The 21,680-nt window shown below is 44.5% G+C and carries 24 protein-coding genes; 16 read left to right on the top strand and 8 right to left on the bottom strand.

Going from position 1 to position 21,680, the window contains the following annotated elements:
• Positions 1-97 precede the first annotated feature (97 nt).
• Positions 98-1,060: an NAD(P)H-dependent flavin oxidoreductase gene (locus EEX84_RS04680; protein WP_123164424.1), complete on the top strand. Its 963-nt coding sequence runs from the start codon at positions 98-100 to the stop codon at positions 1,058-1,060.
• A 15-nt stretch (positions 1,061-1,075) separates the two neighbouring features.
• Positions 1,076-1,354: a UPF0223 family protein gene (locus EEX84_RS04675; RefSeq protein ID WP_123164423.1), complete on the top strand. Its 279-nt coding sequence runs from the start codon at positions 1,076-1,078 to the stop codon at positions 1,352-1,354.
• A 36-nt stretch (positions 1,355-1,390) separates the two neighbouring features.
• Here the strand turns inward: EEX84_RS04675 and EEX84_RS04670 are convergent, their stop codons facing one another.
• Positions 1,391-2,026 carry a YktB family protein gene (locus tag EEX84_RS04670; protein ID WP_123164422.1) on the bottom strand — a complete coding sequence of 212 codons (636 nt, stop codon included), beginning with the start codon at positions 2,024-2,026 and terminating at the stop codon, positions 1,391-1,393.
• Between the two features lie 160 nt (positions 2,027-2,186).
• Here EEX84_RS04670 and EEX84_RS04665 point away from each other — a divergent pair, with 160 nt between their 5' ends.
• Positions 2,187-2,381 (top strand): hypothetical protein, encoded by a 195-nt coding sequence (locus tag EEX84_RS04665; protein WP_123164421.1) that lies wholly within the window; start codon positions 2,187-2,189, stop codon positions 2,379-2,381.
• A gap of 88 nt (positions 2,382-2,469) precedes the next feature.
• Positions 2,470-3,261 (top strand): inositol monophosphatase family protein, encoded by a 792-nt coding sequence (locus EEX84_RS04660; protein ID WP_123164420.1) that lies wholly within the window; start codon positions 2,470-2,472, stop codon positions 3,259-3,261.
• A 59-nt stretch (positions 3,262-3,320) separates the two neighbouring features.
• On the opposite strand, the gene EEX84_RS04655 is transcribed toward EEX84_RS04660, so the two are convergent.
• Positions 3,321-3,506 (bottom strand): YlaF family protein, encoded by a 186-nt coding sequence (locus EEX84_RS04655; RefSeq protein ID WP_123164419.1) that lies wholly within the window; start codon positions 3,504-3,506, stop codon positions 3,321-3,323.
• Between the two features lie 110 nt (positions 3,507-3,616).
• On the opposite strand from EEX84_RS04655, the gene typA reads away from it, so the two are divergent.
• Positions 3,617-5,464 (top strand): translational GTPase TypA, encoded by a 1,848-nt coding sequence (gene typA / locus EEX84_RS04650; RefSeq protein ID WP_123164418.1) that lies wholly within the window; start codon positions 3,617-3,619, stop codon positions 5,462-5,464.
• Between the two features lie 24 nt (positions 5,465-5,488).
• Positions 5,489-5,818 (top strand): YlaH-like family protein, encoded by a 330-nt coding sequence (locus EEX84_RS04645; RefSeq protein WP_123164417.1) that lies wholly within the window; start codon positions 5,489-5,491, stop codon positions 5,816-5,818.
• Here EEX84_RS04645 and EEX84_RS04640 read toward each other — a convergent pair.
• Genes EEX84_RS04640 through EEX84_RS04630 form a run of 3 tightly spaced genes read right to left on the bottom strand, consistent with a single transcriptional unit; the run spans position 5,812 to position 6,983 of the window.
• Positions 5,812-6,261, bottom strand: a complete 450-nt coding sequence (locus tag EEX84_RS04640) for a hypothetical protein (RefSeq protein WP_123164416.1) — start codon at positions 6,259-6,261, stop codon at positions 5,812-5,814. The genes EEX84_RS04645 and EEX84_RS04640 overlap by 7 nt on opposite strands.
• Positions 6,261-6,464 carry a YlaI family protein gene (locus tag EEX84_RS04635; protein ID WP_123164415.1) on the bottom strand — a complete coding sequence of 68 codons (204 nt, stop codon included), beginning with the start codon at positions 6,462-6,464 and terminating at the stop codon, positions 6,261-6,263. The genes EEX84_RS04640 and EEX84_RS04635 overlap by 1 nt, the downstream gene beginning before the upstream one ends.
• Before the next feature lie 12 nt (positions 6,465-6,476).
• Positions 6,477-6,983, bottom strand: coding sequence for a peptidyl-prolyl cis-trans isomerase (locus EEX84_RS04630; RefSeq protein WP_123164414.1), 507 nt, complete (start codon positions 6,981-6,983; stop codon positions 6,477-6,479).
• A 165-nt stretch (positions 6,984-7,148) separates the two neighbouring features.
• Between EEX84_RS04630 and EEX84_RS04625 the strand changes: the two genes are divergently transcribed.
• The 3 genes from EEX84_RS04625 (at position 7,149) to pyc (ending at position 12,119) form a co-directional block, all read left to right on the top strand.
• Entirely contained in the window at positions 7,149-7,430 is a 282-nt protein-coding gene (locus tag EEX84_RS04625; protein WP_123164413.1) for an Fpa/YlaN family protein, read from the top strand.
• A gap of 66 nt (positions 7,431-7,496) precedes the next feature.
• Positions 7,497-8,663: an FtsW/RodA/SpoVE family cell cycle protein gene (locus tag EEX84_RS04620; RefSeq protein ID WP_123164412.1), complete on the top strand. Its 1,167-nt coding sequence runs from the start codon at positions 7,497-7,499 to the stop codon at positions 8,661-8,663.
• A 15-nt stretch (positions 8,664-8,678) separates the two neighbouring features.
• Positions 8,679-12,119: a pyruvate carboxylase gene (pyc, locus tag EEX84_RS04615; protein WP_123164411.1), complete on the top strand. Its 3,441-nt coding sequence runs from the start codon at positions 8,679-8,681 to the stop codon at positions 12,117-12,119.
• 158 nt (positions 12,120-12,277) lie between these two features.
• Here pyc and EEX84_RS04610 read toward each other — a convergent pair whose 3' ends face one another.
• The gene (locus EEX84_RS04610) at positions 12,278-13,195 is read right to left on the bottom strand and encodes a COX15/CtaA family protein (protein WP_123164410.1); all 918 of its coding nucleotides are present in this window, start codon (positions 13,193-13,195) and stop codon (positions 12,278-12,280) included.
• 348 nt (positions 13,196-13,543) lie between these two features.
• On the opposite strand from EEX84_RS04610, the gene cyoE reads away from it, so the two are divergent.
• From cyoE to EEX84_RS04575, 7 genes are all read left to right on the top strand, one after another.
• A complete protein-coding gene (cyoE, locus tag EEX84_RS04605; protein ID WP_123164409.1) occupies positions 13,544-14,461 on the top strand; it encodes a heme o synthase in 918 nt (305 codons plus the stop codon).
• A 53-nt stretch (positions 14,462-14,514) separates the two neighbouring features.
• Entirely contained in the window at positions 14,515-15,612 is a 1,098-nt protein-coding gene (gene coxB, locus EEX84_RS04600) for a cytochrome c oxidase subunit II (RefSeq protein WP_123164408.1), read from the top strand.
• Positions 15,613-15,645: 33 nt separating this feature from the next.
• On the top strand, positions 15,646-17,532 hold the full coding sequence (gene ctaD / locus EEX84_RS04595) for a cytochrome c oxidase subunit I (RefSeq protein WP_123164407.1): 1,887 nt from the start codon (positions 15,646-15,648) through the stop codon (positions 17,530-17,532).
• Entirely contained in the window at positions 17,519-18,145 is a 627-nt protein-coding gene (locus tag EEX84_RS04590) for a cytochrome (ubi)quinol oxidase subunit III (protein ID WP_123164406.1), read from the top strand. Before ctaD ends, EEX84_RS04590 begins: the two co-directional genes overlap by 14 nt.
• 1 nt (position 18,146) lies before the next feature.
• Positions 18,147-18,479, top strand: coding sequence for a cytochrome c oxidase subunit IVB (ctaF, locus tag EEX84_RS04585; RefSeq protein WP_123164405.1), 333 nt, complete (start codon positions 18,147-18,149; stop codon positions 18,477-18,479).
• 176 nt (positions 18,480-18,655) lie between these two features.
• Entirely contained in the window at positions 18,656-19,582 is a 927-nt protein-coding gene (gene ctaG, locus EEX84_RS04580) for a cytochrome c oxidase assembly factor CtaG (protein WP_123164404.1), read from the top strand.
• A gap of 21 nt (positions 19,583-19,603) precedes the next feature.
• Complete coding sequence (locus EEX84_RS04575; RefSeq protein ID WP_123164403.1) at positions 19,604-20,065, top strand: DUF420 domain-containing protein; 462 nt, start codon at positions 19,604-19,606, stop codon at positions 20,063-20,065.
• 47 nt (positions 20,066-20,112) lie between these two features.
• Here EEX84_RS04575 and ytvI read toward each other — a convergent pair whose 3' ends face one another.
• Together ytvI and EEX84_RS04565 are read right to left on the bottom strand one after the other, a co-directional pair.
• On the bottom strand, positions 20,113-21,171 hold the full coding sequence (ytvI, locus tag EEX84_RS04570) for a sporulation integral membrane protein YtvI (RefSeq protein ID WP_123164402.1): 1,059 nt from the start codon (positions 21,169-21,171) through the stop codon (positions 20,113-20,115).
• A gap of 95 nt (positions 21,172-21,266) precedes the next feature.
• Positions 21,267-21,632 carry a YugN family protein gene (locus EEX84_RS04565; protein WP_123164401.1) on the bottom strand — a complete coding sequence of 122 codons (366 nt, stop codon included), beginning with the start codon at positions 21,630-21,632 and terminating at the stop codon, positions 21,267-21,269.
• Positions 21,633-21,680 lie beyond the last annotated feature (48 nt).

The following is a 21,680-nucleotide window of genomic DNA, read 5'->3' as shown; positions in this document are numbered from 1 at the left end:
TATAGCATGACGGAACAAACGTTACTACAGAAATAGAAGGATTTCGGCTTATTGCATCGAAATACATATAGGGAAAAGGGAAAGGGGAGAATACATAATGCAATTTAAAACTAGGGTAACAGAACTGCTGGGCACACGCTATCCGATCATACAAGGGGGCCTTGCGCATCTCGCTTATGCAGAATTGGCCGCAGCTGTTTCAAATGCCGGAGGGCTTGGCCAGATTACTGCTATGAGCTTGAACTCACCTGAGGAATTACGGAAAGAGATACAAAAAGTAAGGCAGTTGACGGATCAGCCATTTGGCGTCAATTTTGCCATCGGGGAACGCGGCCGTCCATTTTCTCATATGCTGGAAGTGGCAATAGAAGAAAAAGTGGATGTCGTATCGATGACAGGCGGCAACCCAACACCGATTTTCGATCAATTGGAAGGGACGCCGATTAAGAAACTGGTGCTTGTGGCTGCAAGAAGGCAGGCGGAAAAAGCAGAACAGTTGGGAGCAGACGCAGTCATGGTGGTCGGTCATGAAGGAGGCGGGCATCTGGGCAGAGATGACATCGGAACCATGGTTCTAATTCCGCAAGTGGTGGATGCTGTCTCAATCCCTGTCATCGCTTCCGGAGGCATAGGCGACGGCCGTGGCTGGATGGCTGCGCATGCGCTTGGAGCTGAAGGGATTGAAATGGGTACCCGTTTTATTGCTACAAAAGAATGTGTTCATGCATCAGAGGAATATAAAAATGCACTTATCCAAAGTGCAGAAAGCGATACGGTCATCATCAAGAAAACAATCGGAGCACCGGCACGGACTTTGCGGAATGACTGGACTGATACAATCCTGCAGATTGAAAAAGAGAATCCAAGTTACGAGGCGATCAAAGATTATATCAGCGGCACTGTCAACAAAAAATATATCGCTGGCAATCTTGATGAAGGGTTCGGCTGGGCAGGCCAAGTGACCGGGTTGATCAAAGATGTGCCGACTGTCCAGGAGTTGATGGACCGGATGGTTAAAGATGCCATCGATATCCGTCGCAGATGGGCTATTACAGAATGAAAGCAGGGGATAGACATGGAATATTCTTACCCGTTCTCAACAGAATGGACGACAGACGAAATTGTGGATGTAGTCCAGTTTTTTGAAGGAATCGAACAAGCCTATGAAAAAGGCATCAAACGACAGGAATTGCTGAGCAGGTACCGCCGGTTTAAGGAAGTCGTCCCTGCCATTTCGGAAGAAAAGACTTTGTTCAGGGAATTTGAAGAAGAAAGTGGCTACGCCAGTTTTCCAATCGTCAAAGAAATGAAAGCCGGGAGCGGCGATGAAATGATTAAAGGAAAAAGAATATAAAAAATTCCGCAGTTCCGTTTGAACTGCGGAATTTTTTTATTTATAAACCAGTGATTTGTTTACGAGAACATTGTAGACAGGCAGCAGTTCTTCAAAAGTCGTTTCAGCAAGTTGGTGGAAATCTTCCCGACTCATGGAAGTCGCAAGGTCCCGGGATATGTGGCGTCCAATGACAAACTCACCTTTTTTCACATCCCGCAAACGGATAAGAAGGGCGGTTAAATCCTCTTCATCCATTTCATCCAATGATGTAGCCTGCGGCTTCATATGATCCCCTGAGACCACAAAGCCATCCGGCAATGTGTTCAGTACTTCAGATTGCAGCAGCTGCTCTGCCATGGCGGATTTGCCGGGTGCTTCGTAAATGACTGCCAAAATGATAAAGATATGGCTTTCCCATAATCCGATCTGGAAATGGGGGATGGCCTTGTAGCCGCGCTTATACGGTGCAAAAGCCACCCAGCTGTCATTTGGTGGGTTCACTTTGCGGCGCATGTGTTTGGCAACATGCGGAAAAAACTCATTTCCGGTCTTAGCCGAGAAAAAAGAGGCATACTCTTTTCCCAACTCTTCAAATTTGGGGCGGACACGCGAAGCGAGCAAAGCCATGCGTTGTTCCAGTCCCGGTGTTTCGAAAACTTCAAAGTCCTGCTCATTCCAAAATGATGTCAATTTAATTTCCTCCTTAATTATTGAACATAGGTTTTATTTTAACGAAGATTGGGAACAAATAATATAAATTAAGTTTTCAAGTTTCCGGATCCGGGTAAAGGTAAGTAACAACATCTTAAATTCAGAATTATAGAAAAAAGAACGGAAAGGGGTGCTCGTGATGAAACAGATGATTCATATAATCCGTAAAGCTGATGTTGAGAAGGAATACATCCATGTGTTGAAGCTGGAATTAGATTATGAACTAGCTTCTTTGTTTGACGCCATGCAACAGCAAGACGACGGCGAGATGAAAAAGAGCAAGAAGCGGCTTCATGAGATTCATGTGGAACTGGAGGCACTTCATGCGTTCTAATAAAATGATCTTTATAAGTTAGGCGCCTGCTGACAGAAAGACGGTAGGCGCCTTTTTCGTTATACTGGAAACATAAGGGGGTTGAATAATGGAAATCGGTTCAATGGACAGGTACATAAAATCGCTTATTAAGGAAGCGGGGCATCGGATCCGCAATTCTTTTCTCACCGATATTGTGGTGCAGTCAAAGGCGGATGCCAATGACCTGGTGACGAATATTGACAAAGATATCGAACAGTTTTTCATTTCACGTATCCGAAAAGACTTTCCGGGCCATCGCGTCTTTGGAGAAGAAGGATTTGGAGATACCATCGAAGACCTGGAGGGCATCGTTTGGTTGCTGGACCCAATTGATGGAACCATGAATTTCGTCCATCAAAAACGCAATTTCGCCATTTCGCTCGGTGTTTATCAGGATGGAGTCGGTAAGCTGGGATACATATACGATGTCATGAATGATGATCTGTATCATGCTATCCACCAAGGCGGGGCCTACTACAATGATGAACAGCTGAACCCGCTGCCTGAAACGGATATTGCCACTTCGATTATCGCTATGAATGCGACATGGGCGGGTCCCAACAGGTATGTCGATCATGAAGGAACCATTCGATTGATCAGAGACGTCCGGGGGGTACGCTCCTATGGGTCTGCGGCATTGGAATTGGCTTATCTGGCAAGTGGCCGTGTGGATGCCTATATTTCAATGAGACTTTCTCCGTGGGATATCGCAGGGGGGATGGTCCTGGTCAAAGAAGTGGGCGGTTTGGCGACGAATTTCTCCGGCCAGGACGCCAACTTGCTGGAACAGGATACATTTGTTGCGGCAAACTCGTCCATCCACCAGAAGCTTCTTACGGATTACCTGCGTAAAAAATAACAAACAGGATAAAGTGAAATTAAAAAAAGGACGCGAATTTCGCGTCCTTTTTCAACTTGTTATAAGATGCCGGCTTCCCGCATCTCTTTTTTCTTTTTGAAACCCATACCCATGATTAAGCAGAGCAGCAAGACGGCGGAAAGTATGCCCAAGCCGCTGCGCAGTCCGACAGCCACTCCGATTCCAGCCATGGATAAAAGCGCCAAAATCGAATATAATACAAATATCCATTTTATGTTTTTCAATCGTTTTTCCTCCTGCTGTAAAAGACTGAATTAAAATCTTAGGGTTTTCATCCTATATGTGCTATACTATCACAGTTATGGACTTGAAAAAAGAATATTGGAGTGAAAGTATGACGAACTTACGTAACGATTTAAGAAATATTGCTATTATTGCCCACGTTGACCACGGTAAAACAACTTTAGTGGATCAACTTCTTCAGCAATCCGGGATTTTCCGTTCCAATGAACACGTAGATGAACGTGCCATGGACTCAAACGATATCGAAAGAGAACGCGGAATTACAATTCTTGCGAAAAACACTGCGATTCAGTATAAAGATGCTAAAATCAACATTTTGGATACGCCGGGACACGCCGATTTTGGTGGCGAAGTGGAACGTATCATGAAAATGGTTGATGGAGTTTTGCTGGTGGTGGATGCATATGAAGGTTGTATGCCACAAACCCGTTTTGTATTAAAAAAAGCTCTTGAACAAAACTTGAAGCCAATCGTTGTTGTGAACAAAATTGACCGCGATTTTGCACGTCCTGAAGAAGTGGTTGACGAAGTCATCGAACTGTTCATCGAACTTGAGGCGAATGACGACCAATTGGAATTTCCAGTTATCTTTGCATCCGGCATGAACGGAACAGCCAGCTTGTCTTCTGATCCTTCTGATCAAGAAGAAAATATGCAAGTTATTTATGACGCCATCATGGATCATGTGCCAGCGCCAGTCGATAACAGAGATGAGCCACTTCAATTCCAGGTAGCTCTTCTTGACTACAATGACTATGTCGGACGTATTGGGATCGGTCGTGTCTTCCGTGGAACGATTGAAGTGGGACAGTCTGTCTCTCTGATGAAACTCGATGGTTCCGTGAAGAATTTCCGAGTAACGAAAATTCATGGTTTCATGGGGCTTAAACGCGTCGAAATCCAAAAAGCTGAAGCCGGTGACTTGATTGCCATTTCAGGCATGGAAGATATCAACGTCGGGGAAACTGTCTGCCCTCACGACCATCAGGAAGCATTGCCGATTTTGCGCATTGATGAACCGACTCTTCAGATGACGTTCCTGGTCAATAACAGCCCGTTTGCAGGTAAAGAAGGGAAATTCATCACATCAAGAAAAATTCAGGAACGTCTGGATGCTCAACTGGAAACTGATGTTTCCTTGCGTGTAGATCCGACAGATTCACCTGATGCATGGGTTGTATCCGGACGCGGTGAATTGCATTTATCGATCCTGATCGAGAATATGCGCCGTGAAGGATTCGAGATTCAAGTATCGAAACCGGAAGTTATTGTCCGTATGATAGACGGCGTTCGCTGTGAACCTATCGAACGTGTTCAGGTGGACGTACCTGAAGAATATACTGGCTCAATCATCGAATCTCTTGGAGAACGCAAAGGTGAAATGCTGGATATGGTCAATAACGGGAACGGACAAGTCCGTTTGGTGTTTAATGTGCCAGCCCGTGGACTGATCGGCTACACTACTGAGTTCCTAACGCAAACGCGCGGATATGGCATCATCAACCACACATTCGACAGCTACCAGCCAGTCGCTTCAGGGCGTGTCGGTGGCCGCAGACAAGGTGTACTGGTATCCATGGAACGCGGAAAAGCTTCGACTTATGGCCTGATGGGCATTGAAGACAGAGGAACATCGTTTGTTGAAGTGGGAACTGAGATCTACGAAGGAATGATTGTCGGGGAACATAACCGCGACAATGATCTAACGGTCAACATTGTGAAGATCAAAGCCGCTACAAACATCCGTTCAGCAAACAAAGACCAAACAACGACGATGAAAAAACCACGTCTTATGAGTCTGGAAGAAGCACTTGAGTATTTGAATGACGATGAGTATTGCGAAATTACGCCAGAGTCAATTCGTCTGCGCAAGAAGATTCTTGACAAAAACGAACGTGAACGCATGGCGAAGAAAAAGAAAGTGGCCATCGAAGAATAAAGCATGGGAAGGATGTATAAATAAGTGGACGAACAAGCTTTTGTCTATGATAGTATGTATCCCGTAGCTCGAATCCTATATGAAAATCTGCCGAATTATACAATGGCGGGATATGCGCTTTTTGCGGTAATCTTTCTGTTGTCGGCCTTTGTTTACAAATTAGGGTTTGCCCGGAAGTTGCCAGTGGGCAAAAATATCGTAATCGCTGGCTTTCTTCTTGTCGGCGGGTTGGGCCTAACATTTTTGGCCTTTTTCCTGCCGGTGGTGGAAGGATTAGTCATCGCGGCATTAATTTTAATCCTGTATAAAATTCGCTTATGGCGCGAAAAACGAGAAAACGCTGCATCTCATTGAGATGCAGCGTTTTTGCGTTCAAAGGTTTTATAAAGAACCGGCAAGGCCAGCGCAAAGGTCAAATGAGCAAAAACCCAATACAGATATGCGCTGACATTCGTCATTTGCGGAATGTCATCCCGGATTGCCAGTGCTGACAATGGAAAATACAGCAGAAAAAGAGGGAAGCAAAACCCCAGGCTGAGCAGTACTAAATGGCCGAAAGCATAATTTCGCCTTTTGGCGATGTATACATAAGCGATTCCAATGGCCAAGGAAATAATCAGATGAAAAGCAAAAGCTACAGGTTCTGACCAATCGACGGCCCCGATGAAAGGGATGAAATCCACATTCAATAACAAAGTATACACCCGTTCGCCTGTCATGTATTCAATCCATTTAAGCAAAATCCCAAGAAGCATTCCGCTCCAGAAACCAATCCAAATCCCTTTGAGCAGCTTCATCAAAAATCATCCTCGATGGTACGTGAACTGCGATAAAAACGGAAAGAGCCTGTTGCCAGTCGTTGTTTTGTCCTTTCCGTAATCCGGTCATGGCAGGTTTTGCACATATGGGTATGGATTGGCCGGTTCCGCAGACGTTTGGCCTGCAGAGAATCGTCGACCAGTTCTTCAATAACATCGCACATTACACATTTTACGCGCATGACTCTTCACTCCTATTCGACTCGAATTGCGGTCACGTCCGTAATGGGATTGTCCCGGTTTGACCCGTCAGGCAAAAGAATATGGACAGGCCCGTCTTCTCTTAAGGGCTTTCCATTTTCGCTGAACTTAAAAATCAGTTCTTTCGATTTTTCAATCGGAAAAGCCTGTTCTCCATGTGCCGTTTCAAAAACAACCGTTGTGGCCTGCTCGGAAGGCTCGGCATTCTCGAGGAACGGCTTGAACTCCATGCCAAACGTTTTTGTCAGCATGTCCTGTTTTTCCTGTCGTTTGAATTTCTTTTCGGAATTCAGTGTAGGCGGCACTGTAGCCCCCTCCATGATTTCTCTGGACCAATGTTCGCCCATGCCACGCTTGTATTCTTCAAGCTCGTCTCGTTTGACGGCACCTTCGATGAAGAATGTGTCCAAATCGATTTTACGGTCATCAAAGATCCAGACAGTGGGATCCAATGTAAGTTTAAATTTTACTTCACCTTTAAACGGTATGATAAATTCCATTGCTTAACCCTCCAAAATAATCACTCTCTCATCAAGTATACCTTTTCTTGTCAAATTCCCAAAGGGATTAATTCTAATCCAGATAGAGGCTTGCAATTTCATTGGTTAAAAGATACACTTTAAAGGAGTTCACATGGTGAAATATCAATAAATGGGGGAGTCCTCATGGAACATACTCAGGAACAGACATATCAACTGAAAGCGTTAGAACTCCTCAAGGCAGATGCAGAAAAAATCGAACAATTGATCAAAGTCCAAATGGATCATTTGACTTTGCCTTCTTGTCCTTTATATGAAGAAGTACTTGACACTCAGATGTTTGGTCTGTCACGGGAAATCGACTTTGCAGTAAAGCTCGGGTTAATTGAACGTGAAGTCGGCAAAAATTTAATGGATACGCTTGAGAAGAAGCTTTCAATTCTGCATGAAGCGTATACAAATAAATGACTAAAAACTCAAACGAACTTTGTTTGAGTTTTTTTACTAAACAAATAATGCAAATGAGGTTGAACAATGAAACCATACATCAAGAGATACGCAAAAAATTTTGATTACCCGTTGTTTTTTACATACATCGCCTTGGTCCTGTTCGGTCTGGTGATGATTTACAGTGCCAGTATGGCCTGGTCTGTCAATAGATATGGTTACGAAGCTGACTATTTTTACGAAAACCAGAAATTGAACCTGCTTTTGGCAATACCGGCGTTTCTTGTCGCTTCCATATTCCCTTATAAGCATTTCAGTAAAAAACGAATGATGATGACAGTGCTGCTTGTCATGTTTACAGGCTTGGTGCTGGTCCACTTTCTTGGCTATGAAGGGGGAGGGGCGCAAAGCTGGATTAATTTGGGGTTTGCCAGCATACAGCCATCTGAAATCGCAAAAGTCGGCATCATTTTTTACCTGGCAGGTGTTTTTTCCAATAAGTATAAAAACGGCACACTCAATAAATTGAACGAATCCATCATTCCGCCGGTTACCATCTTGGCTCTGGTCCTTTTTTCCGTCTTCCGGGAACCGGATTTGGGATCTATGGCCATCATTGGAGCCGTTGGGCTATGTGTCATGGCGGCCAGTGGGATTTACATGAAGACGTTTTTCAAACTGTCCGGTCTTGTCATTGTGGCAGTTTCCGTTTTTATCGTCCCTTTCATCATCTTTGCCCAGGATTCCATTTTCACAGAAAAGCGGCTGGGCCGTCTGGAAGCCTTTTTCAATCCATTCAGTGATGAGCTTGGATTTGGTCTGCAGATCGTCAATGGGTATCTGGCCATCGGCTCTGGCGGCTTGAGCGGTCTCGGTCTCGGACAGTCTATCCAGAAACTGGGGTACGTACCGGAACCCCATACTGACTTCATCATGGCGATCATTGCAGAGGAGCTTGGGGTCCTTGGTGTGATTTTTGTCATTGGCGGTCTGGCCTTTATCGTGCTGCGTGCACTCGGCATTGCGATGACCACGAAAGAACCTTTGGCCAGGATGCTGGCGGCTGGCATAGCCAGCATGATCGGCATTCAATCTTTCGTAAACTTGGGCGGCTTGACGGGGCTTATTCCGTTAACAGGTGTCACGCTCCCTTTTATTAGCTATGGCGGAACTTCGGTTATTTTGTTATCGTTAGCTATGGGAGTGTTGATGAATGTTTCCATGTTCCATAAGCTGGAAAAAACAAAAAAATAAGGGGTGTGTTTCAGGTTGAAAACGATTAAGAAAATCTTAGTAGCCAACCGCGGAGAAATTGCCATACGGATTTTCCGCGCCTGTACTGAACTGAATCTTCGGACAGTTGCGATTTATTCGCAGGAAGACAGTGGATCTTTTCATCGTTACAAAGCAGACGAGGCATATTTGGTCGGCAAAGGAAAAAAGCCGATTGATGCTTATCTGGACATTGAAGACATTATCCGAATTGCGAAAGATTCAGATGTGGACGCCATTCATCCAGGATACGGATTTCTTTCTGAAAACGTGAATTTTGCCCGTCGCTGCGAAGAAGAAGGATTGATCTTCATCGGACCGACTTCTAAACACTTGGATATGTTCGGTGACAAAGTAAAAGCGAGGGAACAAGCGATTGCAGCTGGAATACCGGTCATTCCTGGTACGGACGGACCTGTGGATTCGCTTCAGGAAGTGGAAGAATTCAGTAAAACAGCCGGTTTCCCGTTGATGATCAAAGCTTCACTTGGCGGTGGCGGACGCGGAATGCGCATCGTCAAAACGGAGGAAGAACTCGCTTCTGCCTACGAACGCGCCAAATCGGAAGCAAAAGCGGCTTTCGGATCTGATGAAATGTATGTCGAGAAATTCGTCGATAAGCCGAAACACATCGAAGTACAAATTCTGGGTGACACGGACGGCAATATCATTCACTTATATGAAAGAGATTGTTCAATTCAACGCCGTCACCAGAAAGTAGTCGAAATAGCCCCGTCTAACTCAATCAGTCCACAACTGCGCAATGAAATCTGTAATGCCGCAGTCAAACTTATGAAAAATATCAAGTACATAAATGCCGGCACCGTTGAATTTCTGGTGGCGGGCGATGAGTTTTACTTCATCGAAGTCAACCCAAGAATCCAGGTAGAGCATACCATCACCGAGATGGTCACCGGAATCGACATTGTTCATGCCCAGATAAACATTGCACGCGGTCATCAGCTCCACAGCGAGCAAATCGGTATTCCGGCACAGCAAGACATTCCGCTTTTCGGTTTTGCCATTCAATCCCGTGTGACAACAGAAGATCCATTGAACGACTTTATGCCGGATGCAGGAAAGTTGATGGTATATCGTTCAGGCGGTGGTTTCGGAGTACGTCTAGATGCCGGAAACGGCTTCCAGGGAGCAGTCATTTCTCCGTATTATGACTCTTTGCTTGTTAAATTGTCGACATGGGCAGTGACTTTCAAGGAAGCGGCTGCAAAAATGGACCGCAATCTCCAGGAATTCCGGATCCGGGGTATAAAAACCAATATTCCGTTTCTTGAAAACGTTGTCAAACACCCCAATTTCTTAAAGGGGGATTTTGATACCAGCTTTATCGATTCAACTCCCCAGCTGTTTATTTTTCCTGTACGGAAAGACCGGGGAACCAAATTGCTCAGTTATATCGGCAATGTTACGGTCAATGGGTTTCCTGGCATTGAAAAGAAAAAGAAGCCGATCCATTCATTTCCGAGAAAGCCGTCAGTCGATTTTACACAAAGCATTCCTGCCGGCACCAAGCAGATATTGGATGAACAAGGCCCGGAAGGCTTGACGAAATGGATTCATGAACAAAAAGAGGTATTGCTGACGGATACCACGTTCCGTGATGCTCACCAATCACTGCTGGCTACTCGCCTGCGCTCTTATGACATGTTTGAAATCGCTAAAGAGACGGCCCATCTCCAGCACGACTTGTTTTCAATGGAAATGTGGGGAGGAGCGACGTTCGATGTATCGTACCGGTTCCTCAAAGAAGACCCATGGCAGCGCCTGATCAAGCTGCGTGAACAAGTACCCAATGTCCTGTTCCAGATGCTGTTCCGTGGTGCCAATGCAGTCGGTTATAAAAATTATCCTGACAATGTCATCCGGGAATTCGTACGCAAATCTGCCGAAGCCGGCATCGATGTGTTCCGAATATTCGATAGTTTGAATTGGATCAAAGGAATGGAAGTGGCGATTGATGAAGTCCGCCAGTCCGGAAAAGTAGCCGAAGCGGCAATTTGTTACGCAGGGGATCTGCTGGATCCAAGCCGGGACAAATACACGGTGGATTATTATAAGAAAATGGCGAAGGAATTAGAAGCGTCAGGCGCCCATATTTTAGCGATAAAGGACATGGCAGGCTTATTAAAGCCGGAAGCGGCGTATCGCCTGATTTCAGAATTGAAGGATACCGTGTCATTGCCGATTCATCTTCATACGCATGATACCAGCGGCAACGGGATTTACCTGTATTCCAAAGCGATTGAAGCAGGGGTCGATATTGTTGATACCGCTCTTGGAACGATGTCTGGATTGACCTCACAGCCAAGTGCCAATTCGCTTCATTATGCAATGAAAGGCGGCAGCAGGGAAGTCAGAGGCGACATCAAGTCATATGAAAAGTTGTCGCATTATTGGGAAGATGTGCGCAAATACTACGCCGATTTCGAAAGCGGCATGAACAGCCCGCATTCCGAAATCTACGAACACGAAATGCCGGGCGGCCAATACAGCAATCTCCAGCAGCAGGCAAAAGCCGTCGGGCTTGGCACGCGCTGGGAAGAAGTAAAATCAATGTACTCCCGTGTTAACTTATTATTCGGCGATGTGGTAAAAGTTACACCATCTTCGAAAGTCGTCGGTGACATGGCTTTGTTCATGGTCCAGAACGGCTTGGATGAAACGACGGTGTTGACAAAAGGCGAAAAAATCGATTTTCCGGAATCGGTCATCGAGTTTTTTGAAGGGTATATCGGACAACCATATGGCGGATTCCCGAAAGAACTGCAAAAAGTGATTTTAAAAGGAAGAGAGCCGATTACTGTGCGTCCGGGAGAATTGCTCGAGCCAGCCAATTTCGATGCCATTAAGACATCTCTCTACGATATGCTGGAACGTCCGATCACCAGCCATGAAGTACTGGCTTATGCCCTGTATCCAAAAGTCTTCGAAGAATACTCGAAAACGAATATGCAATTCGGTGATGTGTCTGTACTGGATACACTGACATTCCTTTACGGCATGAGGCTGGATGAAGAAATTGAAGTCGAAATCGAAAAAGGGAAAACGCTGATGGTCAAACTGGTTTCCATCGGAGAACCTCAAAAAGATGGCACCCGGATCATTTATTTTGAACTGAACGGTCAGCCGAGAGAAGTCCACATTCAGGATATGACAGTGGAAACAGACAGTGCCGTCAAACCAAAAGCGGACATGACCAACGAATCCCATATTGCGGCCACTATGCCGGGGACTGTGTTGAAAGTGCTGACGGAGAATGGCGCGAAAGTGCAGCGTGGTGATCATTTGCTCGTAACAGAAGCGATGAAGATGGAAACGACGGTGCAAGCTCCGTTCAACGGTGTTGTCAAAGCAATCCACGTAGGTGCCAATGAAGGCATTTCAACAGGGGATCTGTTGATTGAAATGGATAGAGAGTAAACGTACGTTTCAGTAACTCGATATTCCGCAGGACAGTCCCGTTGAGACCTTGTGCTTTTGTCTCTGCTGAAAGTGTCCGGCTGGAACGGGAAAAGCTGACAGGATTATGGTTATTGACAGCCAAAAAAACAGACGGTGCAGATTCTGCACCGTCTGTTTTAATTTTTCGCTTTTGAACGGCTTCTCGAAACGAGGAGCACCATGTAACATAGAAGACCGAACAATAAAGAAATCAGCAATGAATGAAGCAAGGCTACGGCCAGGTTCAATTTTGTCAAAACGACCAGCATCCCGGTGGTCGCTTGTAAAAGAACAATGATGAATGCAATAATCCATCCCCAATAGATTGCCCGCTGCTCTTTGTACTGTGTAAAGGCGTGCCAAGCGATATAACCGAGCCATATGACAATCAGTGCAGCGGCGAAACGATGTCCCATCTGTACCCATTCATACATATTGTTCGGCAAAGCGAAGCTGTCATTGCGGCACAAAGGCCAATCGGAACAAATCAAACTGGATTCTGTATGGCGCACGAGAGCACCGGTATAAACCACGATATACGAATACAAAGTGACGCCGATTGTGTGAAATTTCAACTTGGGACCGATTCGCAAATGGTCAGCGTCAAACTTCCGGTCAACTTCAAAGATCAACAACGTCAACAATAAAACGGAAGCAAACGATATAAGTGATATTCCAAAATGAAGAGCAAGGATGAAGTCTCCCTGGCCCCACAATACTTGTGCGGCACCGATCAATGCCTGTAAAATCAAAAAGAACACAGCCATTGCTGCTAAAAATTTCGTTTCTCGAATATGGCCGAATTTTTTCCAGGACCATACGGCTAAAATGACAATCAAAATTCCAACCGTTCCCGTCACAAGACGGTGAGAAAATTCAATCAGAACTTCCACGGTGATTTCATCCGGAATCAGTTGGCCATTACAGCCGGGCCAGTGTCGGCCACAGCCCATTCCGCTTTCGGTTTTTGTAACAAGTGCCCCACCAAGAAGGATTAAAAGCATTCCTATGGTAGCTGCTACGGCAAACCACTTGATATATTTATTTTGCTGCAAGTATGCCACCCACTTTTTTATCTTAAAACTATCTGTTTTCCTGTTGCCTGCATACTCGATAATATCGAAAGTTTTTGTAAAACACAACGGAAAACGAGGAATAGCGGAAACTTTCGATATTTGGACATAATCCGGCAGTGCTTCACAAACTGTTCAAAAACATTTGGTTTTCTATGTTAAAATAATTCACCTTCTCATGTATGATGAGAGGAGCATATTTCTGAGGCAAATTACATGAAAGTCATGGCTTTTATCGGGAAATTTCGGTTAGTTGTAGAAAAGGAACCGAAATTTAGATATAGTTATGATTAGCGGAATATGCTTACAACTTTGAAAGGAGGGGGTAGTATGTCAAACGGCCGCTCTTTGTCTGCGGAAGTCGCACAAACGCCGGAAACTTCCACATTCATAAAAGATTTTCTGGCACTGATCAAAATCGGTATTGTGAACTCGAACTTGATCACTGTGTTTACAGGATTGTGGTTGGCTTTTCAGTTTTCGGATCGCCATTTTCTGCAGGAATTGGATATCCTGGTTTATACGATTGTCGGTGCAGCGCTGATTATTGCGGGTTCTGCTGCAATGAACAACTACATTGACACTGATATTGATCCATTGATGTCCAGCAAAAAGTCGCGCCCGACAGTGACAGGGAGATTTAAGCCTTCTGCTGTATTGGCACTCGCTTTGTCTTTCATTGTTATAGGCGAAATATTTCTGTTTTCTGCATCTGTATCAGCCGGCATTTTAGGAATCGCAGGAATTTTAGCTTATGTCGTCCTCTATTCCATGTGGTCGAAAAGAAAGCATGTCAGCAATACAATAGTGGGGAGCATTTCCGGAGCAATACCGCCGCTTATTGGATGGGCTGCTGTAGAGCCAGCGCTTGGTACAGGGGCATGGGCTCTGTTTTTGATCATGTTCATCTGGCAGCCACCGCATTTCTATGCACTGGCTATGAAGCGTACTGAAGAATACCGCGCTGCAAACATCCCGATGCTTCCGGTGATCAAAGGATTTCACCGGACAAAAAAATCCATGCTTGCATGGGTAATTGCGCTGTTCCCTCTGCCATTTCTATTAATGGAGCTTGGAATCGGCTTCATCATCTTGGCGACACTATTGAATATTGGCTGGCTGGTGCTTGCACTGCGTGGATTCAAAGTGGAAGATGATTTGAAATGGGCGAAGACGATGTTTGTCTATTCATTGAACTATATGACGATCCTATTCGTTTCGATGATCATTTTTGCCGTCTTCGTTTAATTTTCATCATGACAGAACAAAAATATTTAAATGGAAGAGGGGTTTGAAAAACTATGGTAAATGGGCTTAAAAAGTGGCGCCTGTTCGCATTGTTGTCAGCATTGCTGGTCTTTCTGGCAGGATGCGGGCAGAAAGAAATCTCCACATTAATACCGGCCGGTGAAGTGGCTGCCGATCAGTTTAACCTACTGATTTTGTCATCTGCAGTCATGCTGTTTGTAATTGTAGTTGTAGTAATCATTTATGTTTTGGCACTTGTGAAATTCCGCCGTTCCAAATTGGGGGATGAGTTGATTCCTGAACAAGTTGAAGGAAGTTCCAGATTGGAATTTATCTGGACAGCTGTGCCGATCGTATTGCTTTTGATCTTAGCTGTTCCTACCGTGTATTCGACGTTTGACTTAGCGGACATTTCCACAATGGACGTTGAAGCGGAAGAAGGCGACGGCATGACAAACTTGACAGTCAACGTCACAGGCAAGCTGTATTGGTGGGAGTTCGAATATCCTGAATACGGGATTGTAACTGCACAGGAGTTGGTAGTACCAACAGATGAGCGTGTCTACTTTAACTTAATCGCAGCTGATGTAAAACACTCATTCTGGATTCCGTCTATTGGCGGTAAACTGGACGTTAACCCTGAAAACGTCAACACATTCTACCTGACATTTGATCAGGAATCATCTGAATTGGATGATGGTGTTTTCTACGGAAAATGTGCTGAGCTATGTGGTCCTTCCCACGCATTGATGGACTTTAAGGTGAAAACAATGAATGCCGAAGACTTCGACCAATGGGTTGCTGCTATGCAGGAAGAAGAACCAGCTCCTGTCGAAGGAGATCTTGCTCAGCAGGGTGAGGAACTCTTCGGAGCTGACGGTGCAGGCTGTATCGCATGCCACGCTACTTCAGGCACAGGCACGAGCGGCGCTGTTGGACCAAACTTAGCGACATTCGGTGATCGAAACCGTGTTGCAGGTTACCTTGAGCACGATGAAGAGAACCTGAAAAACTGGATTTCTGATCCACAAGAGTACAAACCCGGTAACTTGATGCCGGACGATGAAACCTTAAACGGTGGAGAACCTTTCTCTGATCAAGAACTGGATGCTCTTGCAGCTTATCTGATGGGCTTGACCGTTGAAGAATAAAAGAATCGAAGCTTAAAAAGGGAGGTATACATTGTGAGTTCTATTGCTCAAAAAAAGGGCTTCGGTGCTACGATATGGGACTACATGACAACAGTAGACCATAAAAAAATCGCCATCCTCTATCTGATCTCGGGCGGATTTTTCTTCCTGGTAGGTGGATTGGAAGCGATGTTAATCCGAATCCAATTAATGAAAGCAGGAAATGACTTCTTGAGTGCTGGTACATATAACGAAGTAATGACCATGCACGGAACCACCATGATTTTCCTGGCTGCCATGCCTTTGTTATTGGCATTTATGAACGCTGTCATGCCTTTGCAAATCGGTGCACGTGACGTAGCGTTTCCATTTTTGAATTCACTTGGTTTTTGGCTGTTCCTGTTTGGTGGTATTTTCTTGAACCTTTCCTGGTTCATGGGAGGCGCACCGGATGCAGGATGGACAAACTATGCGTCTTTGGCCATTGCATCTGAAGGTCATGGTATCGACTTCTATGCACTTGGTTTGACGATTTCAGGTTTTGGTACGTTGATTGCTGGTATCAACTTTGTAGTTACCATCATCAATATGCGTGCCCCTGGGATGACGTACATGAGAATGCCGCTCTTTACATGGACGACATTCGTAGCGTCTGTATTGATCATTTTTGCTTTCCCACCACTTACTGTCGGTATTTTCTTCATGGTATTTGACCGTATGTTCGGGGCGAACTTCTTTGATGTAACAATGGGCGGTAACACGATTATCTGGGAGCACTTATTCTGGATCTTTGGTCACCCTGAAGTATATATCCTGGTATTGCCTGCTTTCGGTATTTTCTCCGAAATCTTTGCGATTTTCTCACGCAAACGTCTTTTCGGATATACAGCTTTGGTGTTTGCGACAATCCTGATCGGTTTCTACGGTTTCATGGTTTGGGCTCACCACATGTTTACCGTTGGGCTGGGACCTACTGCAAACGCAGTCTTCGCTTTGGCGACGATGGCTATCGCTGTACCAACAGGTATTAAAATCTTTAACTGGCTTTTGACAATCTGGGGAGGAAGCATTACCTTCACAACGCCGATGATTTATGCCATCGCCTTTATCCCATCATTTGTTGCTGGTGGTGTAACAGGGGTTATGCAGGCAATCGCGCCGTTGGATTATCAATTGCACGATTCTTATTTCATCGTTGCTCACTTCCACTATGTAATCGTTGGTGGGGTAGTACTGGCAATTTTGGCAGGTACTCACTTATACTGGCCGAAAATGTTCGGTACGATGCTTAACGAAAAACTTGGGAAATGGACGTTCTGGTTCTTCTTTATCGGATTCCACCTGACGTTCTTTATCCAGCATTTCCTTGGTCTTATGGGAATGCCAAGACGTGTTTACACGTTCGTCGGCGACCAGGGCTGGGATTTGTATAACGCCATCAGTTCTGTCGGCGCATTGTTCATGGCGATCGGTGTCATCATCATGCTGGTCAACGTCATTATGACTACTGTTAAAAACGAACGCGTGGGCAATGACCCATGGGGCGACGGACGGACACTCGAATGGGCTATTCCATCGCCACCGCCATTCTATAACTTTGCACAGACTCCACTGGTTCGTGGATTGGACTCTTACTGGATCGAGAAAATGGAAGGGAACAAGAAAGGCATGACGTTCGCTGAGCCTCTTGGCGATATTCATATGCCGAATAACTCTTTTATTCCAGTCGTGATTTCACTCGGGTTGTTCATCGCATCATTCGGTGCTCTCTATCACCTTGATGGCGATAAGCCTTGGGCGCTTCCAGTACTGATTATTGGATTGGCCATCACATTCATTTCAATGCTTGTTCGTTCGTTGAAAGACGATCTAGGGTTCCATATTACAAAAGCAGAATTGCTTGAAGATCAAAAAAGGGGGGAAACCGATGGATCTAAATAAACAATACACCCCGCGTACGTGGCCGGATCATCCTGAGACGGCTACGATGGAAGGTAAAAATAAGTTTGTCGGTTTCTGGTTGTTACTTGCTGCCGAAACAGTTACGTTCGCGTCGCTTTTTGCCACTTATCTTGCATTAAAAGACAAAGGGCCGAGCGGCATGGAACTTTCTGCTTCCCAGCTTTTTGAACTGCCTTTGGTATTTGCGATGACAATGATTCTATTGACGTCGTCTTTAACAAGTGTTTATGCCATGTACCACATGAAAAACCATAATTTCAAAGCGATGCAGGCATGGCTTGGAATCACGGTTTTACTGGGTGCGACATTCCTTGGTCTGGAGATTTATGAATTTAACCACTATGTCCATCTTGGATTCGGCTATACGCACAGTGCTTTCAGTGCTGCCTTCTATACATTGGTCGGTACTCACGGAGCACACGTATTGTTCGGGCTTTGCTGGTTTATCGCATTGATGCTTCGTAATGCAAAACGGGGATTGAATACGTATAATGCACCAAAATTCTTCCTTGTTTCGCTGTACTGGCACTTTATCGATGTTGTGTGGGTATTCATCTTTACCGTAGTTTATTTGATGGGAGTGATCGGATAATATGGCACATGATGAGCAGACAACTGAAAGATCACAAACGGAATACGAGTTTCTACGCCGTAAAAGAGCAGAGGAAATGCGTGGACAGCTGACATCGTTTGCAATGATGATTTTCCTGACGTTGATTGCATTCACAGCAGTAGCAGCTGATTTCTCGCCATACCTGATCGTACCGATCATTCTTTTGCTGGCAGCAGTGCAAGTGGTATTGCAGCTTTATCACTTTATGCACTTGAAAGAAAAAGGGACAGGCATGATCGCATTCTTCATGTACAGCGGCATGTTCGTTGCCTTTATCACCATCCTGGCATTGGTAACAATCGTTTGGTGGTAAGAAGACAGCTGAATTTGAAAAACCCTCTTATCGATTTATCGATAAGAGGTTTTTTTTCTTTCATGTGTCTGCGCTTTTGCCTGCGTTTTTCTTTTTAATTGTCATAGTTCGTTCATTGATATACGGGAGATGCCACTATATAATGAGGGTACTTATGTTAAAGGAGGTATGTTGGCATGCCGATCAGTATTTTCGGGTTTCAGGCACTGTGGAGTCCGGTATACTTGGGAATCCTCGTTTTCATTACGATTCTATATTTCTTGGTTACTGTTAAATGGAGAGATAAATTCAAAAACAGTGAACCGTTAAAAAGCAAAGAAGCGATTTTCTTTGTGACGGCTATGGTTTTATTGTATGCAATTAAAGGGGCTCCTCTTGATCTGCTTGGACATATTCTGTTTTCAGTCCACATGCTGCAGATGGGACTGCTGCTGCTGTTGATTCCACCATTCTTCATCATGGGAATCCCGACTTGGTTGTGGAGAAAGATTATTGACCTTCCTATCGTCAAACCGTTGTTTACGTTTTTTACCAGACCATTGTTTATATTGATTTTGTTCAGCATCATTTTTTCGTTCTATCATATACCTATGGTATTCGATTTTGTGAAATCGAGCATGGTTCTTCATGCGTTGGTAAATATTATCCTGTTCGTTTCTGCCATATTGTATTGGTGGCCTGTCTCGAACAATTTGGAAGGGACTTTCAAGTTCCATGGGTTGAAGAAAATCGGTTACCTGTTCGGATTGAGTGTATTGATGACACCAGCTTGTGCGCTCATCATTTTCAGTGATACACCTTTCTACGAGACCTATACGAACGGAGAAGCCTGGTTGCAGGCAATGGCTTTGTGTGTGCCGATGGGAACGTTGTCTCAGTTAAATCTGACAGGCCCTGAATTGTTTACGAGCATGTCGACGATTGAAGACCAGCGAACCGGCGGTATTGTCATGAAAGTGCTTCAAGAAGCAATTTTTACCGGCTTTCTGTGGTTTTTCTTTTATGAATGGTTCAAGAATGAGCAAAATAACGCTGACGAGATTACAGCAAAAGCTATTTTGGATAGAAAAGAGATGGCTTATCACAGACATAACCCTCAGTGAACTAAAAGGAGATTAAAGTAGATGAATTTGCCGTTATTGCCGACGATCAGTACTTTCTTTATCGTTTTAAGCGCTATATTAGTAGCGATCGGCTGGAATCTGATACGCCGTCGGAAAATTGAAGCCCATAAAAAAGTGATGTGGGGTGCAGGAGCTGCAGCCTTAACTTTCTTCATCATATATCTATCACGTACCATATTTGTCGGTAATACGTCTTTCGGAGGACCGGATGAATATAAGATCTATTATACGATTTTCTTAATCTTCCATATCACCCTGGCAACCACTGGGGGAGTTATGGGGCTGATCACCATCTGGTGGGGCTGGAAAAACCGTTTGGATAAACACCGGAAAATCGGACCGGTTACAAGTGTTGTCTGGTTTTTCACAGCAATTACCGGAGTGATGGTCTATTTGCTGCTGTATGTTATTTATGAAGGCGGACATACCACTTCTGTATTCAAAGCGATACTGGGAGGATAAAAAAAGAACCTGAGGAGATGGAAATCCATCCTTCAGGTTCTTTTTGGTTAGATTTTAAAATCAAACTTAATCATTCCGGCTTCTTTGGCTGAAGTGAATAAGATGACCAGCAATGGGCCGATGAAAAAGCCCAGAAAGCCGATAAGCTTCAGGCCGATGAACATGGCGATCAAAGTTGCCAACGGAGACAACCCGATTTGGGATCCCATGACTTTCGGCTCGACGGTCCGTCGAATAATCAACAAAACCAATGCCAGAATGGCCAATTGAGTTCCTTGTACCACATCCCCAATGATGAACTGATATATAAACCAGGGAGTCAGGACGATGATGGAACCCAGGATCGGGATGAAATCCACCACCCAAATGACCAGGGACATAACCAAGGCGTATTCCGGGGTGATAAAGTACAGTGCCACCAATGACACAACAAAGATGATGCAGCTTACTAAAAATTGGGCTTTCAAAAATCCGAAGATGACTTTGTTCAGGCGAGCGGCCATAAACCGGACTTTTTCAGCGGTTGTGTCTTTAAAGCGCTTAAAGAGCAACTCTTTCAGGCGCAGTAAATCGAGCATGAACAGGAACAAGGCAATCAGAAAAACGATAAAACTCACAAGAAAAGGAGGAATGCCGGTTAACAGGTTAGTGACGGTATCGTAATTGATGATGGTTAGTATCCAGTCACGGATACCTTCCAGAAAGCCTGCAAATTCCGATTCAAATGACGTGACAACTTCTATGGGCATTTCTTTGGAGGAACGGAAAAAGAAATCTTCTACTTCGTTCCAAATATCGGTCATCCTATTTATATACTCGGGAGCATTTTTTGAAATCTGGATGATCTGTCCGATTACTTGTGTCACTAGCCAATAAAGGATGCCTGAAACAATTAACAAAAATAAAATGAAAACTGTAATGACCGCGGGTTTACGTTGCCATTTGAAGCGTCTTTGGACAAAACCTACAAAAGGTTCGAGAAAAATGGCTGTAATCAACGCAATGATTAAAGGGATGGATATTGGCAGTATGTATATTGCTAATAAGGCAACGATCACCAGTGCCAGCAGGATCGTAAAAACTTTTTTATTCAGCCACTTTGCCACAATTTACCTCCTAAGTTATTCTATCTCCAATAATATCAATACATAATGAAAAATTTTTTGAAAAAACCGCAGTTCAAGGGTGAACTGCGGAAGTTTTATGCTTTGATTTCAAAAGCGGCGATTTCTTTTTGAATGGAATTTAAGATTTCGGCGCAAGTTTTTATCAGGTGTTCCGGAAAATGTTCATCTTCTCCGTATTCAACGCCGAACGGATAGTAATACTTGCCGAGTACCGGTTTCATGACATGAACAACGGCATCGCCGGAATCGATATCACCAGCAACAGCATATGCAAATACCCGTAAGTAATATCTGCCTTCACGGACATCGAATTTCCGATCGAATGTTACTCGTTCGTAATCCCATTGCCCTTCTTTCGTTAATCCATGTTTGCCCATAATATGCTCGAGCAAAGTAAAATCTACGCGAATTTCTTCAAGTCCTGTATTTTCAAAATACATAGGATCTCCTCCTCTATCTCAAAACTGACTGAATGCTCCTTTAATAAT

This window comes from Planococcus salinus (assembly GCF_003719725.1).
In the GTDB taxonomy this organism is placed as follows: Bacteria; Bacillota; Bacilli; order Bacillales_A; family Planococcaceae; genus Planococcus; species Planococcus salinus.
This window is presented reverse-complemented; position numbering and strand designations above follow the sequence as displayed.